The 20,008-nt window shown below is 71.0% G+C and carries 14 protein-coding genes; 5 read left to right on the top strand and 9 right to left on the bottom strand.

Annotated elements, in window-relative coordinates; translation table 11 throughout:
- Positions 1-54: 54 nt before the first annotated feature.
- The 3 genes from HW837_RS19010 to HW837_RS19000 all read right to left on the bottom strand — a co-directional run bounded on the left by HW837_RS19010 (position 55) and on the right by HW837_RS19000 (position 6,139).
- Positions 55-1,095 (bottom strand): ABC transporter permease, encoded by a 1,041-nt coding sequence (locus HW837_RS19010; protein WP_045559136.1) that lies wholly within the window; start codon positions 1,093-1,095, stop codon positions 55-57.
- 609 nt (positions 1,096-1,704) lie between these two features.
- On the bottom strand, positions 1,705-3,612 hold the full coding sequence (gene typA, locus HW837_RS19005) for a translational GTPase TypA (RefSeq protein WP_033525542.1): 1,908 nt from the start codon (positions 3,610-3,612) through the stop codon (positions 1,705-1,707).
- Between the two features lie 274 nt (positions 3,613-3,886).
- A complete protein-coding gene (locus HW837_RS19000) occupies positions 3,887-6,139 on the bottom strand; it encodes an ABC transporter family substrate-binding protein (protein WP_193382524.1) in 2,253 nt (750 codons plus the stop codon).
- Positions 6,140-6,676: 537 nt separating this feature from the next.
- Between HW837_RS19000 and HW837_RS18995 the strand changes: the two genes are divergently transcribed.
- From HW837_RS18995 to HW837_RS18975, 5 genes are all read left to right on the top strand, one after another.
- Positions 6,677-6,967 carry a hypothetical protein gene (locus HW837_RS18995; protein WP_045559138.1) on the top strand — a complete coding sequence of 97 codons (291 nt, stop codon included), beginning with the start codon at positions 6,677-6,679 and terminating at the stop codon, positions 6,965-6,967.
- Positions 6,968-7,017: 50 nt separating this feature from the next.
- Positions 7,018-7,851, top strand: a complete 834-nt coding sequence (locus HW837_RS18990; RefSeq protein WP_193382523.1) for a hypothetical protein — start codon at positions 7,018-7,020, stop codon at positions 7,849-7,851.
- On the top strand, positions 7,851-9,794 hold the full coding sequence (locus HW837_RS18985) for a fumarate reductase/succinate dehydrogenase flavoprotein subunit (protein ID WP_093791638.1): 1,944 nt from the start codon (positions 7,851-7,853) through the stop codon (positions 9,792-9,794). The genes HW837_RS18990 and HW837_RS18985 overlap by 1 nt, the downstream gene beginning before the upstream one ends.
- A 22-nt stretch (positions 9,795-9,816) precedes the next feature.
- Positions 9,817-10,593, top strand: coding sequence for a succinate dehydrogenase/fumarate reductase iron-sulfur subunit (locus HW837_RS18980; RefSeq protein ID WP_045559141.1), 777 nt, complete (start codon positions 9,817-9,819; stop codon positions 10,591-10,593).
- A gap of 167 nt (positions 10,594-10,760) precedes the next feature.
- Positions 10,761-12,782, top strand: a complete 2,022-nt coding sequence (locus tag HW837_RS18975; protein ID WP_193380939.1) for a hypothetical protein — start codon at positions 10,761-10,763, stop codon at positions 12,780-12,782.
- A gap of 32 nt (positions 12,783-12,814) precedes the next feature.
- Here the strand turns inward: HW837_RS18975 and HW837_RS18970 are convergent, their stop codons facing one another.
- From HW837_RS18970 to HW837_RS18945, 6 genes are all read right to left on the bottom strand, one after another.
- Positions 12,815-15,625: a SpoIIE family protein phosphatase gene (locus HW837_RS18970; RefSeq protein WP_390623591.1), complete on the bottom strand. Its 2,811-nt coding sequence runs from the start codon at positions 15,623-15,625 to the stop codon at positions 12,815-12,817.
- Between the two features lie 317 nt (positions 15,626-15,942).
- Positions 15,943-16,350 carry an ATP-binding protein gene (locus HW837_RS18965; RefSeq protein ID WP_045559143.1) on the bottom strand — a complete coding sequence of 136 codons (408 nt, stop codon included), beginning with the start codon at positions 16,348-16,350 and terminating at the stop codon, positions 15,943-15,945.
- Positions 16,351-16,610: 260 nt separating this feature from the next.
- Positions 16,611-17,018 carry a (deoxy)nucleoside triphosphate pyrophosphohydrolase gene (locus HW837_RS18960; RefSeq protein ID WP_045559144.1) on the bottom strand — a complete coding sequence of 136 codons (408 nt, stop codon included), beginning with the start codon at positions 17,016-17,018 and terminating at the stop codon, positions 16,611-16,613.
- A gap of 45 nt (positions 17,019-17,063) precedes the next feature.
- Positions 17,064-17,264: an SPOR domain-containing protein gene (locus HW837_RS18955; protein WP_045559145.1), complete on the bottom strand. Its 201-nt coding sequence runs from the start codon at positions 17,262-17,264 to the stop codon at positions 17,064-17,066.
- Positions 17,265-17,711: 447 nt separating this feature from the next.
- Complete coding sequence (locus tag HW837_RS18950; protein WP_045559146.1) at positions 17,712-18,464, bottom strand: GntR family transcriptional regulator; 753 nt, start codon at positions 18,462-18,464, stop codon at positions 17,712-17,714.
- Positions 18,465-18,611: 147 nt separating this feature from the next.
- Positions 18,612-19,841 carry a DUF4190 domain-containing protein gene (locus tag HW837_RS18945; RefSeq protein ID WP_256255192.1) on the bottom strand — a complete coding sequence of 410 codons (1,230 nt, stop codon included), beginning with the start codon at positions 19,839-19,841 and terminating at the stop codon, positions 18,612-18,614.
- Between the last annotated feature and the right edge of the window lie 167 nt (positions 19,842-20,008).

Below are 20,008 nucleotides of genomic sequence, written 5' to 3'. Positions count from 1 at the left end.
GGCCCGGGAGAACCCGGGTCGGGGGCGGCAGTCCCCCCACCCACCAATGGACGATTACCGTCCGGTCTTGGGGTCGAATGCGTCCCGGACGGAGTCGCCGAGAAGGTTGAAGCAGAGCACGAAGACCACCATCGCCACGCCCGGGAAGAACATGAACATCGGGTCCTGCTCGTAGACGTCGGCGCCCACGGCGAACATCCGGCCCCAGTCGGGGGTGGGCTCGGGGAAGCCGACGCCTACGAACGAGAGGAAGGCGATGGAGAGGATCGTGCTGGGCAGGATGTACGTGCCCTGCACCAGGATCGGGGTGACGATGTTCGGCAGGATCTCCTTGCGGACGATGCGCCAGGGCGAGGCCCCGGACACCTTGGCCGCCTCCACGAACTCGCGCTCGCGCAGGGAGAGAACGGAACTGCGCACCAGACGGGCGAGACCCATCCAGCCGAGGAACCACATCACCAGGACGATGGCCACGGCCCGCAGATAGGTCGGCGTCTCGTCACGCGGGTCGACGAACAGCGCGGTGACGACCGGCATGAAGGCGATGAAGAACAGCTGCTGCGGGAAGCCGAGGAAGAAGTCGGTGATCCGGCCCACCCAGTAGTCGACGCGACCGCCGAAGTAGCCGCCGATCATGCCGATGAGGACACCGGTGAGCACGCTGAACAGGGTGACGATGACCGCCATGTACAGCGAGGTCCGCATGCCGTACAGCAGCATCGTGAACACGTCGCGGCCCAGCTTCGGCTCGACGCCGAACCAGAAGTCACCGGACATGCCACCGAAGGAACCGGTGGGCATCGCGAAGTCGTCGAGCAGGAACGGGTAGTCGGGCTCCTGCGCGTACAGCGTGTACGGGTTCTTGCCGTACACGCTCGCGATCACCGGCGCGAGCGCGGCGACCGCGAAGAAGAAAATCACTACGCACGCGGAGATGACTCCCGTACGGTCCCGCTTGAACCGTTGCCACATCAACTGCCCGGGGGAACGACCCTCAAGCTTCTTCTCACCCTTGGCGACCTCGGCGGTCGACTCGAGCTCGGGGTCCAAGGCGACCGCGGACCCGGAGCCCTCGGCCTTGGTTGGACTGGTCATGTCTGTTCTTCCCCCGGGGGGTTGGAGAGTTGAGCGCAGCACAGATACCGGCAGGTTCTGTGGTTTGGGGGAACTTTCGCCAAACGGGTCAACGCGCGTCAAGGGCGGAAGACATAGGGATCTCCCTACCGTCCATATTTTGAGCAAAAATTGCAAAGATTGACACCTGGTCGCGCTTGACAGGTGAGACGGGATACCGACGAATCGGACATACGCGGAACGATTTTTGTTTACATGTCCGAAACTTGATCGCTGCAACACCGATATCCGAACAGCGCTTCACAGCCGACAGACAGTCAACCGAAGGGTCCCGGCCGGAAGTCCAGCCTCCCCTGCGCGCTCTTCGCAATCTCCCCGGAATCCCCAGCATCCCCATGGGACCTCCCCTGTATGCGGATACGCCTGAAGCCCGACCCTCCACGGGTCGGGGAACCGGGACTTGACGCTTCGACAGATGACTCGAGGGCGCGTCGGCGTGCAGCGCGGTCGAGTCAGTCTACACGCGTAGCGTCACTCGGAAGTGCACCTGGGAACCGATCAACGCCGCCACCGGACGCGACGTGGTCCCGGCCCCCGCGGAAGCGGGGGCCGGACCAGGTCCGCGCTCCGTCAGCCGTGCTTGGCGCGGCTCGCGGCACGCGCACGCTCGCGGGCGTCCAGGTTGACCTTGCGGATGCGCACGGCCTCCGGAGTCACCTCGACACACTCGTCGTCGCGGCAGAACTCCAGGGACTGCTCCAGCGACAGCTTGCGCGGCGGGACGATCGCCTCGAACGAGTCGGCCGAGGAGGACCGCATGTTCGTGAGCTTCTTCTCCTTGGTGATGTTCACGTCCATGTCGTCGGAGCGCGAGTTCTCACCGACGATCATGCCCTCGTACACCTCGGTGCCGGGGTCGGTGAACAGCACACCGCGCTCCTGGAGGTTCGTCATCGCGAACGCGGTGACGGCGCCGGAGCGGTCGGCGACGAGCGAGCCGTTGTTACGGGTCGTCAGCGTGCCGAACCACGGCTCGTGGCCCTCGTGGATGGAGTGGGCGATGCCCGTGCCGCGCGTGCCGGTCAGGAACTCCGTGCGGAAGCCGATGAGGCCGCGGGACGGGACGACGAACTCCATGCGGACCCAGCCGGAGCCGTGGTTCGACATGTTGTCCATCCGGCCCTTGCGGACGCCCATGAGCTGCGTGACGGCGCCCATGTGCTCCTCGGGGACGTCGATCGTCATGCGCTCGACCGGCTCGTAGACCTTGCCGTCGACGATCTTGGTGACCACCTGCGGCTTGCCGATGGTCAGCTCGAAGCCCTCACGGCGCATCTGCTCGACCAGGATGGCCAGCGCCAGCTCACCGCGGCCCTGAACCTCCCAGGCGTCGGGACGCTCGGTGTCGAGGACCCGGAGGCTGACGTTACCGACCAGCTCGCGGTCGAGGCGGTCCTTGACCTGGCGGGCGGTGACCTTGCGGTCCTTGACCGCGGCCTTGTTGTCCGCGCCCTTGCCCGTGCCACCGCGGCCGACCAGCGGCGAGGTGTTCGTGCCGATGGTCATCGAGATCGCCGGCTCGTCGACCGTGATCAGCGGCAGCGCGATCGGGTTCTCGGTGTCGGCGAGGGTCTCACCGATCATGATGTCCGGGATGCCGGCGACGGCACAGATGTCACCGGGGCCCGCCACCTCGGCCGGCTTGCGGGTGAGCGCCTCGGTCATCATCAGCTCGGTGATGCGGACGTTGGCCATCGTGCCGTCACGCTTGATCCACGTGACCGTCTGGCCCTTGCGCAGCTCGCCCTGCTCGACGCGGAGCAGCGCGATACGGCCGAGGAAGTTGTCGGCGTCCAGGTTGGTGACGTGCGCCTGGAGCGGGGCCTCCTCGTCGTACGACGGGGCCGGGACGTGCGACAGGATCGTGGAGAAGAACGGCTCCAGGCTGTTGCTGTCGGCCGGGACGGTGCCGTCCTCCGGCTTGGTCAGCGAGGCGACACCGTCACGCGCACACGCGTAGACGATGGGGAACTCGATCTGGTCCTCGTCGGCGTCGAGGTCGAGGAAGAGGTCGTAGGTCTCGTTGACGACCTCGTCGATGCGCGAGTCCGCGCGGTCCGTCTTGTTGATGCACAGGATGACCGGCAGGCGCTGCTGGAGCGCCTTGCGCAGCACGAAGCGGGTCTGCGGCAGCGGGCCCTCGGAGGCGTCGACGAGCAGGACCACCGCGTCCACCATCGACAGACCGCGCTCGACCTCACCACCGAAGTCGGCGTGGCCGGGGGTGTCGATGATGTTGATGGTGATGACGTCGCCGCCATCCTTCGGGTGGTACTTCACCGCCGTGTTCTTGGCGAGGATCGTGATGCCCTTCTCACGCTCCAGGTCGTTCGAGTCCATCATGCGGTCGTCGAGCGACTCGGCGGCGTGCGCGGCGAAGGCACCGGCCTGCTTGAGCATGGCGTCGACCAGAGTGGTCTTGCCGTGGTCTACGTGAGCGACGATGGCGACATTGCGAATGTCGTGGCGCGTGGCCATAGTGCGGCGATCTCCCGGGGTGTGTGGACGGCCCTCGCGTATGTCTCTCGTCACGCGGACCCTGCCGGGCTGGACACGCCACGGCCTCACCCCATGGTACGGGGCCGACGCGGCAAGGGCTCCCCGGGCTGCTCCGGCCCAGCTCAGCCCGGCCCAGGCCCAGCTCAGACAGGCTCCGACGCGACGTGGGCGCCCCATACGCCGGCCGCCGCCCCCTACGACACGGGGCGGCGGCCGGGACCCTCGATCGAGGGGGGGGATCTCCGGTGATCTCCTACGTCCCCGTGGGCCGCGCCGGTCCCTTCGCGCCCTTCTTCAGGAAGCCCATGTCCTCGTAGTACGGGGTCTGGAAGCCGAAGGCTCCGGCGTTCGCGAGGCCGGTGCGCGCGGCGACGAGCTGGGGCCGCTGGTAGAGGGGGATGGACCCGGCGGCGGCCCAGATGCGGGCGTCCGCCTTGCGGATCAGGGAGCGCGTCCTGGCCTCGTCGAGGGTGGCCACGGCCTGGTCGAAGAGCTGGTCGACCCGGTCGGTGCCGACCCGCGTGTAGTTCTGCTCGACGCTCAGCGAGCCGTCGGCCGCGGGCACCGGCTTGGCGTAGATCGGCCGGGCGTCGGTGGCGGGGTACGCGGAGGTCGGCCAGGAGTACAGCGCGAGGTCGTACTGCCCGTTCGCGATGTGGTCCTTGAAGTAGCTCTCGTCGGCGACCTTCGAGATCTCCGTACGGATCCCCACGCGCTCCAGCATCGCCGCGATCCGCTCGCCGACGGCCCGCAGCGACTCCGTGCCCGGCCCCGACGGCAGCACGAACCGCAGCGTCAGCAGCTTGCCGTTCTTGGCGAGCGGGCCCTTGGCGGCGTCGGCGGGCGCCCGTGTCCCGCGCGGGGCGTACGCGCCGGGCGCGCCGCCCGGCTGGAACTGCTTCCCGTCCTGGGCGAGGTTCGCGCTCGCCTCGCCCTCCTTCGCGTCGGCGTCGGACGGCTTGTCGTCCTGACCGAGGATGTAGACGCTCTCGTCGTGCGAGTCCGCGGAAGCGTCGGAGGCCTTGCCGTTCTTGGAGTCCTCGGAGCCCGACCGCTTCTGCTCCTTCTTCTCCTTCTGCTCCGGCTCCTTCTGCTCCGGCTCCTCCTGCTCACCCTCCGCGCCTGCCGCCTTCCGGCCGGGTGCGAGGGGGCCGCCCTGCTCCCAGCCGGCGTCGGCGAGGAGGGCGCGCGCCTCGTCGGTGTCCTGGCCGCCGAGTGCGCCGCTGTTGTCGGCGTACGCGGCCTGGCCGGCGAGCGCGAGGTGGCTGCCGACGGGGACGGCGGGCAGACCGAGGGGGTCGAGGACGAGGGCGGCGAGCTTCTCCCGGTCGATCGCCCGGGCCACGGCACGGCGGACCCGCTCGTCGGCGAGGGGGCCGTCGGAACCGTTCAGGGCGAGCTGGGTGAACGCGGGCTCCAGGGAGCGGCGGACGGTGAAGCCGCGCAGGGCGGACTGCTGGTCCGTGTACGCGGCGAGCGCCGCGCGCCGCTTCTTCCGGGCGCTGATCTCGTCATCGGCGGCCTTCTCGTCCGAGCCGTGCGCGATCGCCCAGGAACGCAGCGCCTTCGCGGAATCACCCTGCGAGAGCGGCCCGGCGGCCCCCGACTTCTTCTTGTCACGGGAGGCGAGCGTGATCCGCTCGGCCTGGACGGAATCGATCTCGGCGATGTCGACCCTGTCCTCGGCCAGCGCCTCGACGCGTTCGGTACGCGGCACGGCACGCAGCACGAGGGTCGAGAGCTTGGCCGCGCGGCCCCACCAGCGGGGGTTGCGGGTGAGCGTGACCTCGCCGCCCTTGCGGTCGATGTCCTTCAGCGCGAACGGACCGGCGGTGACCTTGAGGTTCTTGCGGGCGCCGTCGTTGAAGGCGTCCGGGGTGCCCATCACCTGCTTCGGGTACAGCGGCGAGAACAGCGACTTCCAGTCGGCGTACGGGCGGGCGAAGGTGACCCGGACCTCCAGGTCGTTGTCGCCGCGTTCGATCTTCTCGATGCGTTCGTAGCCGGCGTTCCGGGCGGTCCAGTACGCGGAGTCCTTGCCGGACAGGGCCCGCCACTGGGCGGCGAAGTCGGCGGCGCCGATCTCCCGGCCGTCGCTCCACACCGCCTGCTGGTTGAGCTTGTAGAGCACGACCTGCCGGGGCTCGCGCTCGACGACCTTCGCGGACTCCACGTAGTCGGAGTTGATCTCGGGGCGTCCGCTGGCGTCGAGGCGGTACATCGACGGCAGTACGGCCCCGGCGATCCGTGCGGTGGCCGGGTCGGCGTCCGCCTGGAACGTGTTCAGCGTCTCCGGCACGGCGTCCACGGCCCAGCGCAGGGTGCCGCCGTCGGCGACCAGGTTCCGCGCGGCCGGCGCGATGTCCTGCTCGGCGACGGGTCTGCCCGCCGGGTCCTCCTCACCGCATCCGCTCAGCACGGGCATCGTGAGCACGCCGACGGCGAGGAACACCAGCGAGCGGCGCGGTGCGCGCGGTCGAACGCGGTCGTGGGGAATCGGCGTCATGGCGACCTCCTCGCTCCGCGGTGGGAGTACGGGGACGGGGGTGGCTCTGATCACGTTCGGCGGTATATGGAGCTGATCAGACGGATGCGGCCCACTGAAGAGGACGAGGCGGGCGCGGGGCCGCCGACACGACGGGGGCCACCCCGGAACCCACCCGTTTGGCCGCGTCGCCCTCCGGGGGCGGCCGGGTGGGTGCGTTGTCGGGTGCGGGTGGGTGGGGGCTTCTCGCGCAGTTCCCCGCGCCCCTTAAAGACCAGGCCCCTGCGGGCCTGAAAGACCACGGCCCCGCGGCCTGGAAGGCGACGGGGCCGCGGGCCTGAAAAGCACGGGGCGCAGCCCCTGCTTTTCAGGGGCGCGGGGAACTGCGCGAGAAGCCCCACGGACCCGCACCCGACAACGCGCCCCGCCCGGCGAAGCCCACCCGCGCAAAAGAAAACCGCAAACCGCTTCCCACCGGCAGGTGTGACGCGCGACACTCGCAGGCGCATGAACGTTGCCGCCTTGGGGCCCACCACCCCCTGAAAGCGAGGGCAAGTCATGTCCGTGCACGACGACTTGACGTCGGTCCGGCGCTGCCTGGACGAACTGACCAGGTCCGTACGTCGGCTGGAACAACAACTCGGCGGCAGCGGCCTGGAGATACGCCGCGTCCGCACCGACGCCGACCACCTGCGCGAGAGCATCGCGCTGCTCGGCGAGGCCGCCCCTTCCCTGGCGAAGCCGCGCCGCCCCGACCTCGTCCCCATCCCCGACACGCCGTACGACAGCTCCCTGTGGACGGACTCGGACGACGAGGGCCTCGGCTCCCGCGACCGCCGCGCCCCCTGACCGCCGTCGTCCGCCCACCCCCGACAACCAACCCGACCGGGAGTCCCCCGTTGGCCACTGGTACGGAACCACCGGCAACAGAACCCCTTCCCCGGCGCGGCGTGCGGACCCGTACGCGCGCCGCGATCTCCGCCCCGCATCTGCGCACCGACCGCTGGTGGCTGGCCCCCGCCGCCACGGCCGCCGGACTGCTCGCCTTCATCGTGTACTCGACCTGGCGGGCCTTCGCGGACGAGCACTACTACTCCGCCCCGTACGTCTCGCCGTTCTACTCGCCCTGTCTGGCCGAACGCTGCGAGCCGATGCGCGGCGGCCCCAACTGGGAGATCTTCGGCGGCTGGTGGGGCGTCTCACCGGCGATCATCATCCTGATCTTCCCCCTCGGCTTCCGCCTGACCTGCTACTACTACCGCAAGGCCTACTACCGCGGCTTCTGGGCGTCCCCGCCCGCCTGCGCCGTGGCGGAGCCGCACAAGACGTACTCGGGCGAGACCCGCTTCCCGCTGATCCTGCAGAACCTGCACCGGTACTTCTTCTACGCCGCCCTGCTGGTCGCCGGCATCCTCACCTACGACACGGTCCTCGCCTTCCGCGACGAGACCTACGCGTGGGGCCACATGGGCCTCGGCACCCTCGTGTTCCTCGTCAACATCGTGCTGATCTGGGCGTACACCCTCTCCTGCCACTCGTGCCGGCACATCGTCGGCGGCAAGCTCAAGCACTTCTCCAGGCATCCCGTGCGCTACCGGATGTGGCAGTGGGTCGGCAGGCTGAACGCCCGTCACATGCAGCTCGCCTGGGCCTCGTTGGTGAGCGTGGCGCTCGCCGACTTCTACGTGTACCTGGTCGCGTCCGGCGCCTTCGACGATCCGAGGTTGTTCTGATGTCCGTGGTCGAACGACAGGAGTGGGACGTCGTCGTGATCGGCGCCGGCGGCGCCGGACTGCGCGCCGCGATCGAGGCCCGCGAGCGGGGCGCCCGTACGGCCGTGATCTGCAAGTCCCTGTTCGGCAAGGCCCACACGGTGATGGCCGAGGGCGGCATCGCGGCCGCCATGGGCAACGTCAACTCCGGTGACAACTGGCAGGTCCACTTCCGCGACACCATGCGCGGCGGCAAGTTCCTCAACCAGTGGCGGATGGCCGAGCTGCACGCCAAGGAGGCCCCCGACCGGGTGTGGGAGCTGGAGACCTGGGGCGCCCTCTTCGACCGTACGAAGGACGGCCGGATCTCCCAGCGCAACTTCGGTGGCCACGAGTACCCCCGCCTCGCCCACGTCGGCGACCGTACGGGCCTGGAGCTGATCCGCACGCTCCAGCAGAAGATCGTCGCCCTCCAGCAGGAGGACCACAAGGAGACCGGTGACTACGAGTCGCGGCTGAAGGTCTTCCAGGAGTGCACGGTCACCCGGGTGCTGAAGGACGGCGGCCGCGTCTCGGGCGTCTTCGGCTACGAGCGCGAGTCCGGGCGCTTCTTCGTCCTCGAAGCACCCGCCGTGGTCATCGCCACCGGGGGCATCGGCAAGTCGTTCAAGGTGACGTCGAACTCGTGGGAGTACACGGGTGACGGCCACGCGCTGGCGCTGCTCGCGGGGGCGCCGCTGCTGAACATGGAGTTCGTGCAGTTCCATCCGACGGGCATGGTCTGGCCGCCGTCGGTGAAGGGCATCCTGGTCACGGAGTCGGTGCGCGGCGACGGCGGGGTGCTCAGGAACTCCGAGAACAAGCGGTTCATGTTCGACTACATCCCGGACGTCTTCAAGGAGAAGTACGCGGAGTCCGAGGAGGAGGGCGACCGCTGGTACGAGGACCCGGACCACAACCGCCGTCCGCCCGAACTGCTGCCCCGCGACGAGGTGGCGCGGGCCATCAACGCCGAGGTGAAGGCGGGCCGGGGCTCCCCGCACGGCGGGGTCTTCCTGGACGTGTCGACCCGCATGCCGGCCGAGACCATCCGGCGCCGACTGCCCTCCATGTACCACCAGTTCAAGGAGTTGGCGGACGTCGACATCACGGCGGAGGCGATGGAGGTCGGCCCGACCTGCCACTACGTGATGGGCGGCATCGCGGTCGAGTCGGACACGGCGGCGGCACGCGGGGTGCCGGGCCTGTTCGCGGCCGGTGAGGTGGCCGGCGGCATGCACGGCTCCAACCGGCTGGGCGGCAACTCCCTCTCCGACCTGCTGGTCTTCGGCCGCCGGGCGGGCCTGCACGCGGCCGAGCACGCGGCGGGCCTGGCCGGTGCGCGCCCGCCGGTGGACGACGTCGAGGTCGACACGGCCGCCGCCGAGGCGCTGCGCCCGTTCTCCGCCGAGGGTCCCACGCCCGGGGAGCCCGAGGCGGCGACGGGGGACCGGCCGCCGGAGAACCCGTACACCCTGCACCAGGAACTCCAGCAGGCCATGAACGACCTGGTCGGCATCATCCGCCGCGAGGGCGAGATGGAAAAGGCGCTGGAGAAGCTCGCCGACCTGCGGGTCCGGGCCGGCCGGGCGGGTGTCGAGGGGCACCGGCAGTTCAACCCCGGCTGGCATCTCGCCCTGGACCTGCGGAACATGCTGCTGGTCAGCGAGTGCGTGGCACGGGCGGCGCTGGAGCGCACGGAGTCCCGTGGCGGCCACACCCGCGAGGACCACCCGACGATGGACCGCGACTGGCGCCGGATCAACCTGCTCTGCCGGCTCACCGATCCGGCCGCCGGCGACAGCGTGGTCGGCCCGATCGCCCTCACCCGAGAGACCACCGAAGCCATCCGTCCCGACCTGCTCGCCCTCTTCGACAAGGAGGAGCTGGTCAAGTACCTCGCCGAAGAGGAGCTGTACGAGTGAGCAGCTACGAGGAGCCGCGGTCATGAGCGGTTACGAGGCCCGCTTCAAGGTGTGGCGCGGCGATGTCGGGGGCGGTGACCTGAAGGACTTCAGGGTCGAGGTGAACGAGGGCGAGGTGGTCCTCGACATCATCCACCGCCTCCAGGCGACCCAGGCCCCCGACCTCGCCGTCCGCTGGAACTGCAAGGCGGGCAAGTGCGGTTCGTGTTCGGCGGAGATCAACGGCCGCCCCCGGCTGATGTGCATGACCCGCATGTCGGTCTTCGAGCGGGACGAGACGATCACCGTGACCCCGCTGCGCGCCTTCCCGGTGGTCCGAGACCTGGTCACGGACGTGGGGTTCAACTACACCAAGGCGCGCGAGGTCCCGGCCTTCGTGCCTCCGGAGAAGCTCGGCCCGGGCGAGTACCGGATGATGCAGGAGGACGTGGACCGTCCGCAGGAGTTCCGGAAGTGCATCGAGTGCTTCCTCTGCCAGGACACCTGCCATGTCGTCCGCGACCACGAGGAGAACAAGCCCGCCTTCGCGGGTCCCCGCTTCCTGATGCGGGTCGCGGAACTGGACATGCATCCGCTGGACGCGGCCGAGGACACCGGCCTGGACCGCAAGAGGACGGCCCAGGAGGAACACGGCCTCGGCTACTGCAACATCACCAAGTGCTGCACCGAGGTGTGCCCCGAGGGCATCAAGATCACGGACAACGCCCTGATCCCCCTCAAGGAGCGGGCCGTCGACCGCAAGTACGACCCGCTGGTGTGGCTCGGCTCGAAGATCAGGAGGCGCTCCTCGGCGGGGTGAGGTCCCGGGCGGGCGGGTGACGCCCCGCCCGCCCCGCGCACGGGCGGCTCCCCCACTCCGGCCCACCCCGCTCGCGGGCTCCCGTCACCGGCCATACGCTCCCGAATGTGACGTCGCGTCTGAGAAGGAGCCGAGCGCGCGGGGCCACGTCCCACATAGCCGTGCGCGTGGCCCACACCGCGTTCGGGGGGCTCGTGGCCCTGGCGTGGCTCCTGCTGCCCACGGCGACGCGGACGGCCGCCGAGGGGCCGCCCAGGGCCCCGCACACCGCCGAGCGGTCCGTGGTCCGGGTCATGGGCCCGCCCGTCGGCGCTGGGCCCGCGACCGCCGCCCCCGCCCTGCTCGCCGTGCCCGCGGCCGCTGGCACCGAGCGGACCGCTGCCCCGGCGGACGACAGCTCCGGCTCGGATCTGATCCTGCCGGTGGCCGCCGCGGGCACTGCCGTCGCCGTCGCCGCGTACTCCCTCGTACGACGCAGACGCCGCGTCCGGCTGCGCACGACCCCGACCGGCGGCTTCGAAGCCCCCACCACCCCGCTGACCGACCTGCACCACCGCGCCCGGCGCCTGCTCGTCGAGACCGACGACAGCGTCCGCACCAGCACGGAGGAACTCGGCTACGCGGCGGCCCGCCCGGGGCACCGCGCCACCACGCCACCCGCGGGTGAAGCACCGGGCCGCACCGAGGCCGAGCCGCCCACGGAGACCGCACCGGATCGCCCTGATCCCCGGCCGGACGCGGACCAGCCAGCTACGGCCGAGTCAGGCATGAACCGCTCGGCCCGTGAGAACCCCGACACGGGCCAGCCGCCCACGGACCGGCCGACCTCAGACCACCCGCCAAAGGACCGGCCGACCTCAGACCGGCCAACCTCGGACCAGCCGCCCACGGACCGGCCGGCCGCGAGCATGCCGGACGTGGAGAAGTCCGGCCTCGACCGATCTGACACCGGCGAGCCCCACCCCGACGGGCCTGACGTCGAGAAGCCTGACGCCGACGGACCCCACCTCGACCGGCCCGACATCGAGAAGCCTGACGCCGACGGACCCCACCTCGACCGGCCCGACATCGAGAAGCCTGACGTCGACGAGTCCGACGCGGCGGAACCCCCTGCGGCCGGCCCCCTCGGGTCGCGTGCGGCCCGGCCGTTCGTGCTCGATCCGGCTCAGCCCTTCGCGGAGACGCCCGCGGCGCGGGACGCGGTGCGGCCGTTCGTGGAGGCGTTGGCGGACGCGCGGGGCGAGCTGGTGGCCGCGTTCGGGGCGGGCCTGCGGCTGGAGGAGGAGAGCGAAACGCTGTCGCCCGACGAGGAGCGCGCGCTGTTGGAGGAGATCCTCACCCGGTGCACGACGGCACAGCGGCGGCTCGACACCGCGACCCCCGCCTTCGATCAACTCCGAGCCCTGGAGCGGGACATCACCCCGGCCCTGGAGTGCGCCGAGACCCGCTTCCGTGAGCTGACCGGCCGTACGGCGACCGCGGCCGGCACCCTCACCGCCCTGCACGACACCTACGCCCCCGCCGCCTCCCTCCCCGTCACCGGCCACGTCGAGCAGGCCAAGGATCGCCTGGTCTTCGCGACCACGGAGTTGAACCGGGCCCGGCAGTCCGCCTACCCCGGCGACCTGGACACCGCGGCCGTGCACCTACGGGCCGCCGAGGGCGCGATCCACCAGGCGGACCTGTTCGTGACCGGAGTGGAGCGGCTGGCCGCCGAGCTGGCCCGTGCCGCCGAGCTCACGAAGCAGGGCGCCCCGTCCACGGGGCCGTACGACGACCCCCTGGACGTCCTGCGCCGCCAGGGCCACAGGCTCCTGCCGTCCCGCAGCGCCGTCGCGGCCGCGGCCGACTTCATCACCACGCACCGGGCGGCGGTGGGCGTAGGGGCCAGGATCCGGCTGGCGGAGGCGGAACGGCACCTGGGGCTCGCCGGAGAGGACGAGAGCGCCGACCACGCCCACCGCGCGGACACCCTCGCCGCGGAGGCCCGCGGCCTGGCCGAGCAGGACGTACGGGCGTACGGCAACCCGTACGGCGGCCCCGTCGGCGACGGACTCGCCGGAGCCCTCCTGGGCGGCATCGTCCTCGGCGAGCCCGCCGAGGACACCGGCCGGACGGACCCACGGGGCCCCGCCTGCTACGGCGGAACGGCCACCCGGGCCCGCAGAGCGACGAGCGGCCGCTACTGAACGGCGGGCCGCCCTCCTCTCCCCAGCCGGCCCTAGAACAGGCTCAGCAACGCCTCCGCCGGATCCGTCAGTCCGTGTTCCCCGCCCGGCAGCGGCAGTTCGAACCACACGGTCTTGCCGCGAGGTGTCCGGCGCGAGCCCCACGCGGCGGAGAGCAGCCCGACCAGCTGCAACCCCCGTCCGCCCTCGTCCGTGTCCCGGGCGCGACGCCGGCGCGGCTGCACGAGCCCGGCGTCCCACACCTCGCACACCAGCGTCCTGTCCAGCAGCAGCCGGAGCCGTATCTCGCCCTCGCCGTATCGCAGCGCGTTGGTGACCAGCTCGCTGACCAGCAGTTCCGCCGTGTCGACGAGCGGCTCCAGATCCCACGCCAGCAGTCGTCCGCGCGCGTACTCGCGGGCGCGCCCCACGCTGCGCGGCTCACGCGGCAGGGTCCAGTCGCCGACGGAGTCCTCCGGCAACCCCTGCACACGGGCCATCAGCAGCGCGATGTCGTCCTCGCCGTGGTGGGTGTCGAGGGTGTTGAGGACGTGGTCGCACACGTCCTCCAGGGACCGGGGCGTGTCCGCGCGGAGCGTGGTCGGCGGCTGAGCGGGGTCGGTGAGCGCGCCGACGAACGCCTGGAGGCCCTCGTCGAGGGGGTGATCGCGGGATTCGACCAGTCCATCCGTGTAGAGCGCCAACAGTGCCCCTTCGGGCAGTTCGACCTCCACCTCCTCGAACGGCTCGCCGCCGACACCCAGCGGCATGCCGGGCGGTACGTCGAGCATCAGCGCGCTCTCGCCCGGCTCGACCAGCACCGGCGGCAGATGGCCGGCGTTGGCGAAGGTGCAGCGGCGGGTCACCGAGTCGTAGACGGCGTAGACGCAGGTCGCGAGGTAGACCTCGGAGAGGTCCTTGTCGCTGGGCCGGCTGGCGGCGGTGCGCGAGGTCGACTGGCCACCGCCAGGGGTGCCAAGGCCACGGGCGATCTCGTCGAGCGCCGAGAGGACCTCGGCGGGCTCCAGGTCCAGCAGGGCCAACGTACGGACAGCCGTACGAAGTTCACCCATGGCCACCGCTGCCCGCAGTCCGCGGCCCATCACGTCGCCGACGACGAGTGCCGTGCGGTGGCCGGGGAGTTCGATGACGTCGAACCAGTCGCCGCCGACCTCGGTGGCCGCGTTGCCCGGCAGATACCGGCAGGCGATGTCGAGCCCGGAGGCCTCGGGGTCGCCCGGCGGCAGCAGGGAGCGCTGAAGGATCAGGGCGCGCTCGTGCTCGCGGCGGTACAGCCGCGCGTTGTCGATGCAGACGGCGGCCCGCGCGGCCAGCTCGACGGCGAGTCCCCGGTCGCGCTCGCCGAAGGGCTCGCTGCCCTTGGTCCGGGAGAACTGCACGAGTCCGACGACGGTGTCGTGCGCGACCATCGGCACGGCGAGCGTCGACTGGATCAGGTTGCCCTCCTCGGGCACCTCCTGGGGGCGTGCGGTGCGCAGGGCGTCCGAACAGGCCGAGTTGAACGGGTAGTGGTGGACGGCCCCGACGCGCACGGGGGCGGGTCCTCCGACGAACGGCGCGTCGGAGACGGCGCTGGCGAAGGCGACCCGGCGCAGCTCGGCGCTGCCGTCGGCGAGTCCGGGCGGGGTCTCGTCGCCCACCAGCAGGCCCTGGTAGAGGTCGACGGTGGCCAGGTCGCAGAAGCCGGGGACGACGACGTCGAGGAGTTCGCGGGCGGTGGTCTCCAGATCGAGGGAGTTGCCGATGCGCGAGCCCGCCTCGTTGAGGAGGGCGAGATTCCGTCGTGCCGCGGCTGCCTCGCGGGCGGCGGCGCGGCGGGCCGTGATGTCGATGGCGAGCCAGGCGATGCCGATGGGGCGGCCGGTGCCGCTGTGTACGCGGTAGAGGTTGACGGACCAGTGGCGGCGCTCTTCGGAGCCGGGCACGAAGCCCGTGATGTGCATGTCCGTGATCGAGTCGCCGGTCTCCAGGACCCGACGCAGGGTCGCCTCGATCCGTTCGGCCTCCGGGGACCGGAGGTAGTCGCGCACGCCCCGGCCGCGGTGGTCGTCGACCTCGCCTCCGTAGATGGCGGCGAACCGCTGGTTGGCGCGCCTCACCCGGAGATCGGTGTCTATCAGAAGGAAACCGAACGGGGATTGGCCGAAAATGGCCTGCGAAGCGGCAAGGTCGGTCTCTATCCGGCGCAGGGTCCGGACGTCCACGACGATGCACACGGCCGCCCGTTCACCGCCCTCCACGGTGGTGGGCATCACATAGACCTCGGCGAGCCCCTCCTCCCCGCCGGGCACCGGCACGCGGAAGGGGACCACCCCGGTCCACTCCCGGCCGTCGAGGACCTCGGCCATCTTCCGCTGGCCGTCCGCACGCCGATCGGGGTCGACGAACGCCTCGATGGGGTCCATCCCCACGGCCCGCTCCGCCGAAATACCGAACAACTGCTCGGCCCGCAGACTCCACTGGTCGACGAGTCCGTCAGGACCGATCGAGAACGAAGCGACCTTGATGTAGTCGTACATGGAGCCGGGCGGGCTGGTCTGCCACATCGGTTCGCCGACCCCGTGACCCTCCATGACACCCGCGCCACCGGCGGATTCAGCCGCGTCACCGGCGGATTCGCCCGTGCCGCCGGCGGATCCGGTCGCGCCGTGGCCGCGCGCACCGGGGCGACGCGCGCCGGTGCGGTCGCCGCTCTTCGGCTCGTCGCCCGCGCCCTCGCGCACGGCGCCGCTGTCGCGTGTGGCTCCGCCCAGGCCTGAATCGTCTGCGGCCTCGGGCCTCGCGCGGTCCGACGGGTTCCTCGAACCCGTGGACTTCGTGGCCTTCGCTGGTATCTCGCTCACGCGAACCGTCCCCTCCAGCTCACCGCGTCCGGCTTCGGTCACCAGGGGCGGCTGCCCGCAGTATCCAGCACTACGGCGCCGCGCAACACGGTGTTCACGATCACAGCACGGTCCCGATCGTTTTTGGACCGGCTGCGACATACTCCCAAGTCTTCTAACCAGGCGTTGGCCCCTCGAATCAAAGACTCCAGCCAGCGCTACTGGCTTGAACCAGTCGGTCGCACGCGCGCCCCCGGGAGCCGCCCCCTCCCCCCTGCCGTACGCCGTGAACGCCCGCCGTGCATCCGGACCTTCACCCCGTACGCCGCCAGAGACGCTCAGCCGGGAACCGCCAGCTCGAACCAGACGGTCTTGCCCGCCTCTCCGGGGCGGGTACCCCAGGCCCGCGAGGAACAGGCCACCAGCTGAAGGCCCCGGCCGCTCTCGTCGTCGACATCGGCCGCGCGTTCGCGCGGTGGGTCGGGCAGCGGGTCGGAGACCTCGACCAGGAGTGTCCCGGAGGGGTCGGCGGGACGCACGAGCCGCACGCCGATGGGTCCTGTCGCGTGTCGCAGGGCGTTGGTCACGAGCTCGCTCACCAACAGGGCGGTGATGTCGGCGAGCACTTCCAGGCCCCACTCGCGCAGCTGCCCTCGCACCACCGCACGAGCGTCACGCACCGCCCCCGGCTGCGCGGGGAAGGTCCACTCGGCGCAGTCGTCTCCGCTGTCGATCACGCCGATCACTTCCCAGTCCAGAAGCAGACCCTGTCCGGTTTCATGGGGTTAATGGGCACATACCCGATATCCCGCACGAAGTACCGCGCATGAGGGCGCACTGTGGCACGAACGGCGTAGAGCCGACAACCCACAACCGACGACCCGGAGCAGAAAGGGCGCGCGGAACTGCGCGAACAGGGACGAAACAGCGGGGGGCAGCGCCCTCCGAACGGGACGGACAGGCTCAGCGCCGGGCGCGGGGGCGAGGACACGCACCCGGCACCCCATCACGCGCCCGCGTCACCCCAGGCCAGTCGCGCCGCCTCCATCACGGCCGGCACATCCTGATCGAGCCAGTCGACGTCCCACACCTCGTCCACGGTCAGCCAGCGCAGCTCGTCGTGGTCCTCCAGCGCCCGGGGCTCACCGGACAGCAGATGCGCGATCCACACACGCAGCACATAGCCCGGCCGCACCTCCCACTCGCCGGGCACCCGCTCCGCGGACTTCGCCTCGACACCCAACTCCTCCCGCAGCTCACGCACGAGCGCCTGCTCGGGGGATTCGTCGGGCTCCACCTTGCCGCCCGGCAGCTCCCACCGTCCGGCCAGCTCGGGCGGTGCGCTGCGGCGCGCGGCGAGCAGTCGGCCGCCGCTCAGCAGAGCGGCCCCCACCACCACGATCGGTTCGGTCATGCGCGGGAGCCTACGGGAGCGGACACGAGCACCGGGCAGGGCGAGTCACTTGCTCCCACTCATCCCGTTCTGGCCGTTCTGCCCGATGCGTTCGACCCAGTAGAGCTGCTTGTGGCCGCGGGCGTCGAGGCTGTCCGCGATCTGCTGCGCCTCGGCGCGCGTCGCGTACCTGCCCACCCGGTAGCGATTGCCGTTGTCGTCCTGCCTTATGACGAGCCAGGGAAGAGTGATCGTGCCGTCGTTCATCGACCCCCACCGCTCCTTCCCGCACCGGCCCCTCCAGGTCCCGCCCCCGGATGCCGCCGCGCCCCACCGCCTAAGGAAACCGCAATCCGCATATGCCCGAGCGTACGCCTAACCTTCACGGAGCGAATCCGACTTCTCACAAAGAGGTACGCAACCGGCCAGGACGAGGGGGGCGCACCCCGTCGAACGCGCCTCCGATCACCACCCGCGCGCCCCCCAGCGCTCCGACGAGCAGCGGTCCCGCGCCCTGCGCACGGAACGGGCACCTGCCGGGCGCCATGACGACCCGTCGCCAAGAACGACCGAATTCGAACTACGTTCGGACCGGATCACCCGAGGCTGTGACGGTTTCAACTTCCCTCCGGCAAGGGCCACTTGACCCATGCCCCCGCCACCGTCCGATACACACGAAAGCCGTCGGATGTCCGAACGGGCCGCGCCCCGGCCTCACTTCACCGGCAAGTGGTACGCCACCTGATAACGGTCCGCCGGCACCACCACGTCCGCCGTCTCCACCGGGCGCCCGGAGGCGAAGTAGGTGCGGTGGACGACCAGGACGACATGTCCGGGGACACCGCCGAGGGAGAGCAACTCCTCGGCCAGGCCGGGTCGGGCTCCCACCTCCTCGGTGACGTTGTCGACGACGACGTCGATGGCCGCCATCCGTTCGACGACGCCCATACCTCCGAGGGGGCCCTCCTCGGGCAGCATCACGGGGGTGCGGCCCGTGAGGGCGAGGGGCTCCCAGGAGGTGGAGAGCATCATCGCCTCCCCCGCGTCCCGGAAGGTGTACCGGGTGCACATCACGCGGTCGCCGGGCTGGATCGCGAGCCGCTCGGCGACCGTCCGTCCCGCCTCGACCTGCTCGCTGCGCGACTCCCAGGTGCCGCGCGCCGCGGCGTCGGCCTGCTCCTGCCGGAAGGGCGTGGCACCCCCTGCGGGCCGGAACCCGGAACGGGCGACCCGGCGCGGCACCGGCCGCTCTCGCACATAGGTGCCCGACCCCGAGCGACCTTCCACCAGCCCCTCGGCCATGAGCACCTTACGGGCCTCCAGCGCGACCGTGTCCGAGACGCCGTACTCCTCGCGGATACGGGCCTGGGACGGGAGGCGGGTGTGCGGCGGCAGCGATCCGTTCACGATCTTCCTGCGGAGATCACCCGCGACACGCAAGTACGCCGGCTGCTCACCGAAAGTCACTGGCCGCTCCCATCTGGATGTACAGACAGCAACAGCGTGGCAACCGTGGGTTCAGCCATGCAAGCAAAGGCCAGAGAATCACTCGATGTGATGACATGTGCCCGGTGAGGGCTTTACGCAGGCACTTTCTCCCCACTATGGACGCCGTCACACCTCCGCGCCGGGCCCGTCCCCGCCGTCGCCCTCGCCGGTGCCCTCGTCGTCGTACGCTGGCGGTTCGGTGGCCAGACCCAGAGCCTCGCGGGCGGTGATGGCCTTGGAGCCGTCCGTCAGTCGGTGCGCCGCGTCCCAGTGGTCGGTGAAGTCGTCGGCATCGCTCGCCTCGTGCGCCGCCTCCCACTCCTCACGCGCCAAGTCCAGGACCTCGGCGTAATCGGCGACGGCCTGCTCGACGGCGGGCCCCCAGTCGTGGGCGCGCAGCGCGGACGACTGCCGCTCCAGGGCGTCGACCACCTGTGACGCCCACTCCTTGTGGGCGGCCAGGTCGTCCTCGACGTACGGGGTCTCCGGCATCGAGTCGAAGGCGTCGTTCAGGATCGCGTCGGCCTCCAGGAAGGCGAACTGATCGTCGTCGAGGGTCGTCGCGTCCTGCCGCAGCGAGCCCGTCAGGCCTGCCTCGGGGTCCACGTTGCCGAACATGCAGGTGATCTCGCGGTCACCGGACCGCCAGCTCTCGCGCGTGGGCGTGAAGTAGTAGACGTCGGCCTCGGCCGGGAGCGCCCAGGCGTCCATCGCGTACGCCTCCGAGAGCTCGTAGCACCGGTCGTCGGCGACCTCGGCCATCGCGTCGTCGCCCGGATAGTCACCGTCCGCGCGGTCGCCGCCCGGCATGGGGAAGTTGGCGAACACCTCGGCGTCGTGCTCACCGCCGCACGGCACGATGTCGACGTCGTACGCGTACCCCTCCAGGGTTCCGGTGTGCGAGTCGAAGCACTCGCCCTTCGCCACCGAGAAAGTGCCGCCCGCGCCCTGCGCCGCGTCACGGACGCCGTCCCACGCGTCGCGCGCGCCGCCCGTGGTCCAGGCGAGGGTGATCAGCAGCGCGCCGACCGTCGACAGCACCATTCCGGCCACCGCCATGCCCCTGCCGCGCTCGCCCCTCTTCCTGATCTGCACCAGCGCGACGACGCCGAGCACCAGCCCGATCCCGGGCAGGAAGCAGAGCGCACCGAGCACGAGGGCGGTGATCGCGAGCCCGTTGACCGGCGGGGTGGGCGCCCAGGCCGGATACGACCGCCCCCAGGCCCGCCCCCAGGGCTCGGCGCCCGCCCCGTACGGGTACGGCTGCCCGCCACCGCCCGCCGGCGACTGCCCCGGCGACGGAAACGGGCCACCTTCGGGCGGCTGCTGAGGCCCGAAGGGCGGGGGTGTGACCACGGGTACGGATGCTCCTTGTGCCGAACCGAAGGGGAACTGACGTACGACTGGGCGCATGGTAAGTGGGGGACGGGGTCGGGCGATACGCCGGGCGAGCCGCAAGGCGCGGTGGGCATTTCGCAGGACCCCCTCCTCTCTCCGCCTGGCCACCCCTGCCGAGCGCCCCC

Origin of the sequence: Streptomyces caniscabiei (assembly GCF_014930365.1) — a bacterium.
In the GTDB taxonomy this organism is placed as follows: Bacteria; Actinomycetota; Actinomycetes; order Streptomycetales; family Streptomycetaceae; genus Streptomyces; species Streptomyces caniscabiei.
This window is presented reverse-complemented; position numbering and strand designations above follow the sequence as displayed.

What these genes read in the sequence shown, in the direction of transcription:
- HW837_RS18960 (WP_045559144.1), bottom strand. Translation starts at nt 17,018, where the DNA reads ATGACCGAACCGATCGTGGTGGTGGGGGCCGCTCTGCTGAGCGGCGGC.
- HW837_RS18955 (WP_045559145.1), bottom strand. Translation starts at nt 17,264, where the DNA reads ATGAACGACGGCACGATCACTCTTCCCTGGCTCGTCATAAGGCAGGAC.
- HW837_RS19000 (WP_193382524.1), bottom strand. Translation starts at nt 6,139, where the DNA reads ATGACGCCGATTCCCCACGACCGCGTTCGACCGCGCGCACCGCGCCGC.
- HW837_RS18985 (WP_093791638.1), top strand. Translation starts at nt 7,851, where the DNA reads ATGTCCGTGGTCGAACGACAGGAGTGGGACGTCGTCGTGATCGGCGCC.
- HW837_RS19010 (WP_045559136.1), bottom strand. Translation starts at nt 1,095, where the DNA reads ATGACCAGTCCAACCAAGGCCGAGGGCTCCGGGTCCGCGGTCGCCTTG.
- HW837_RS18980 (WP_045559141.1), top strand. Translation starts at nt 9,817, where the DNA reads ATGAGCGGTTACGAGGCCCGCTTCAAGGTGTGGCGCGGCGATGTCGGG.
- typA (WP_033525542.1), bottom strand. Translation starts at nt 3,612, where the DNA reads ATGGCCACGCGCCACGACATTCGCAATGTCGCCATCGTCGCTCACGTA.
- HW837_RS18995 (WP_045559138.1), top strand. Translation starts at nt 6,677, where the DNA reads ATGTCCGTGCACGACGACTTGACGTCGGTCCGGCGCTGCCTGGACGAA.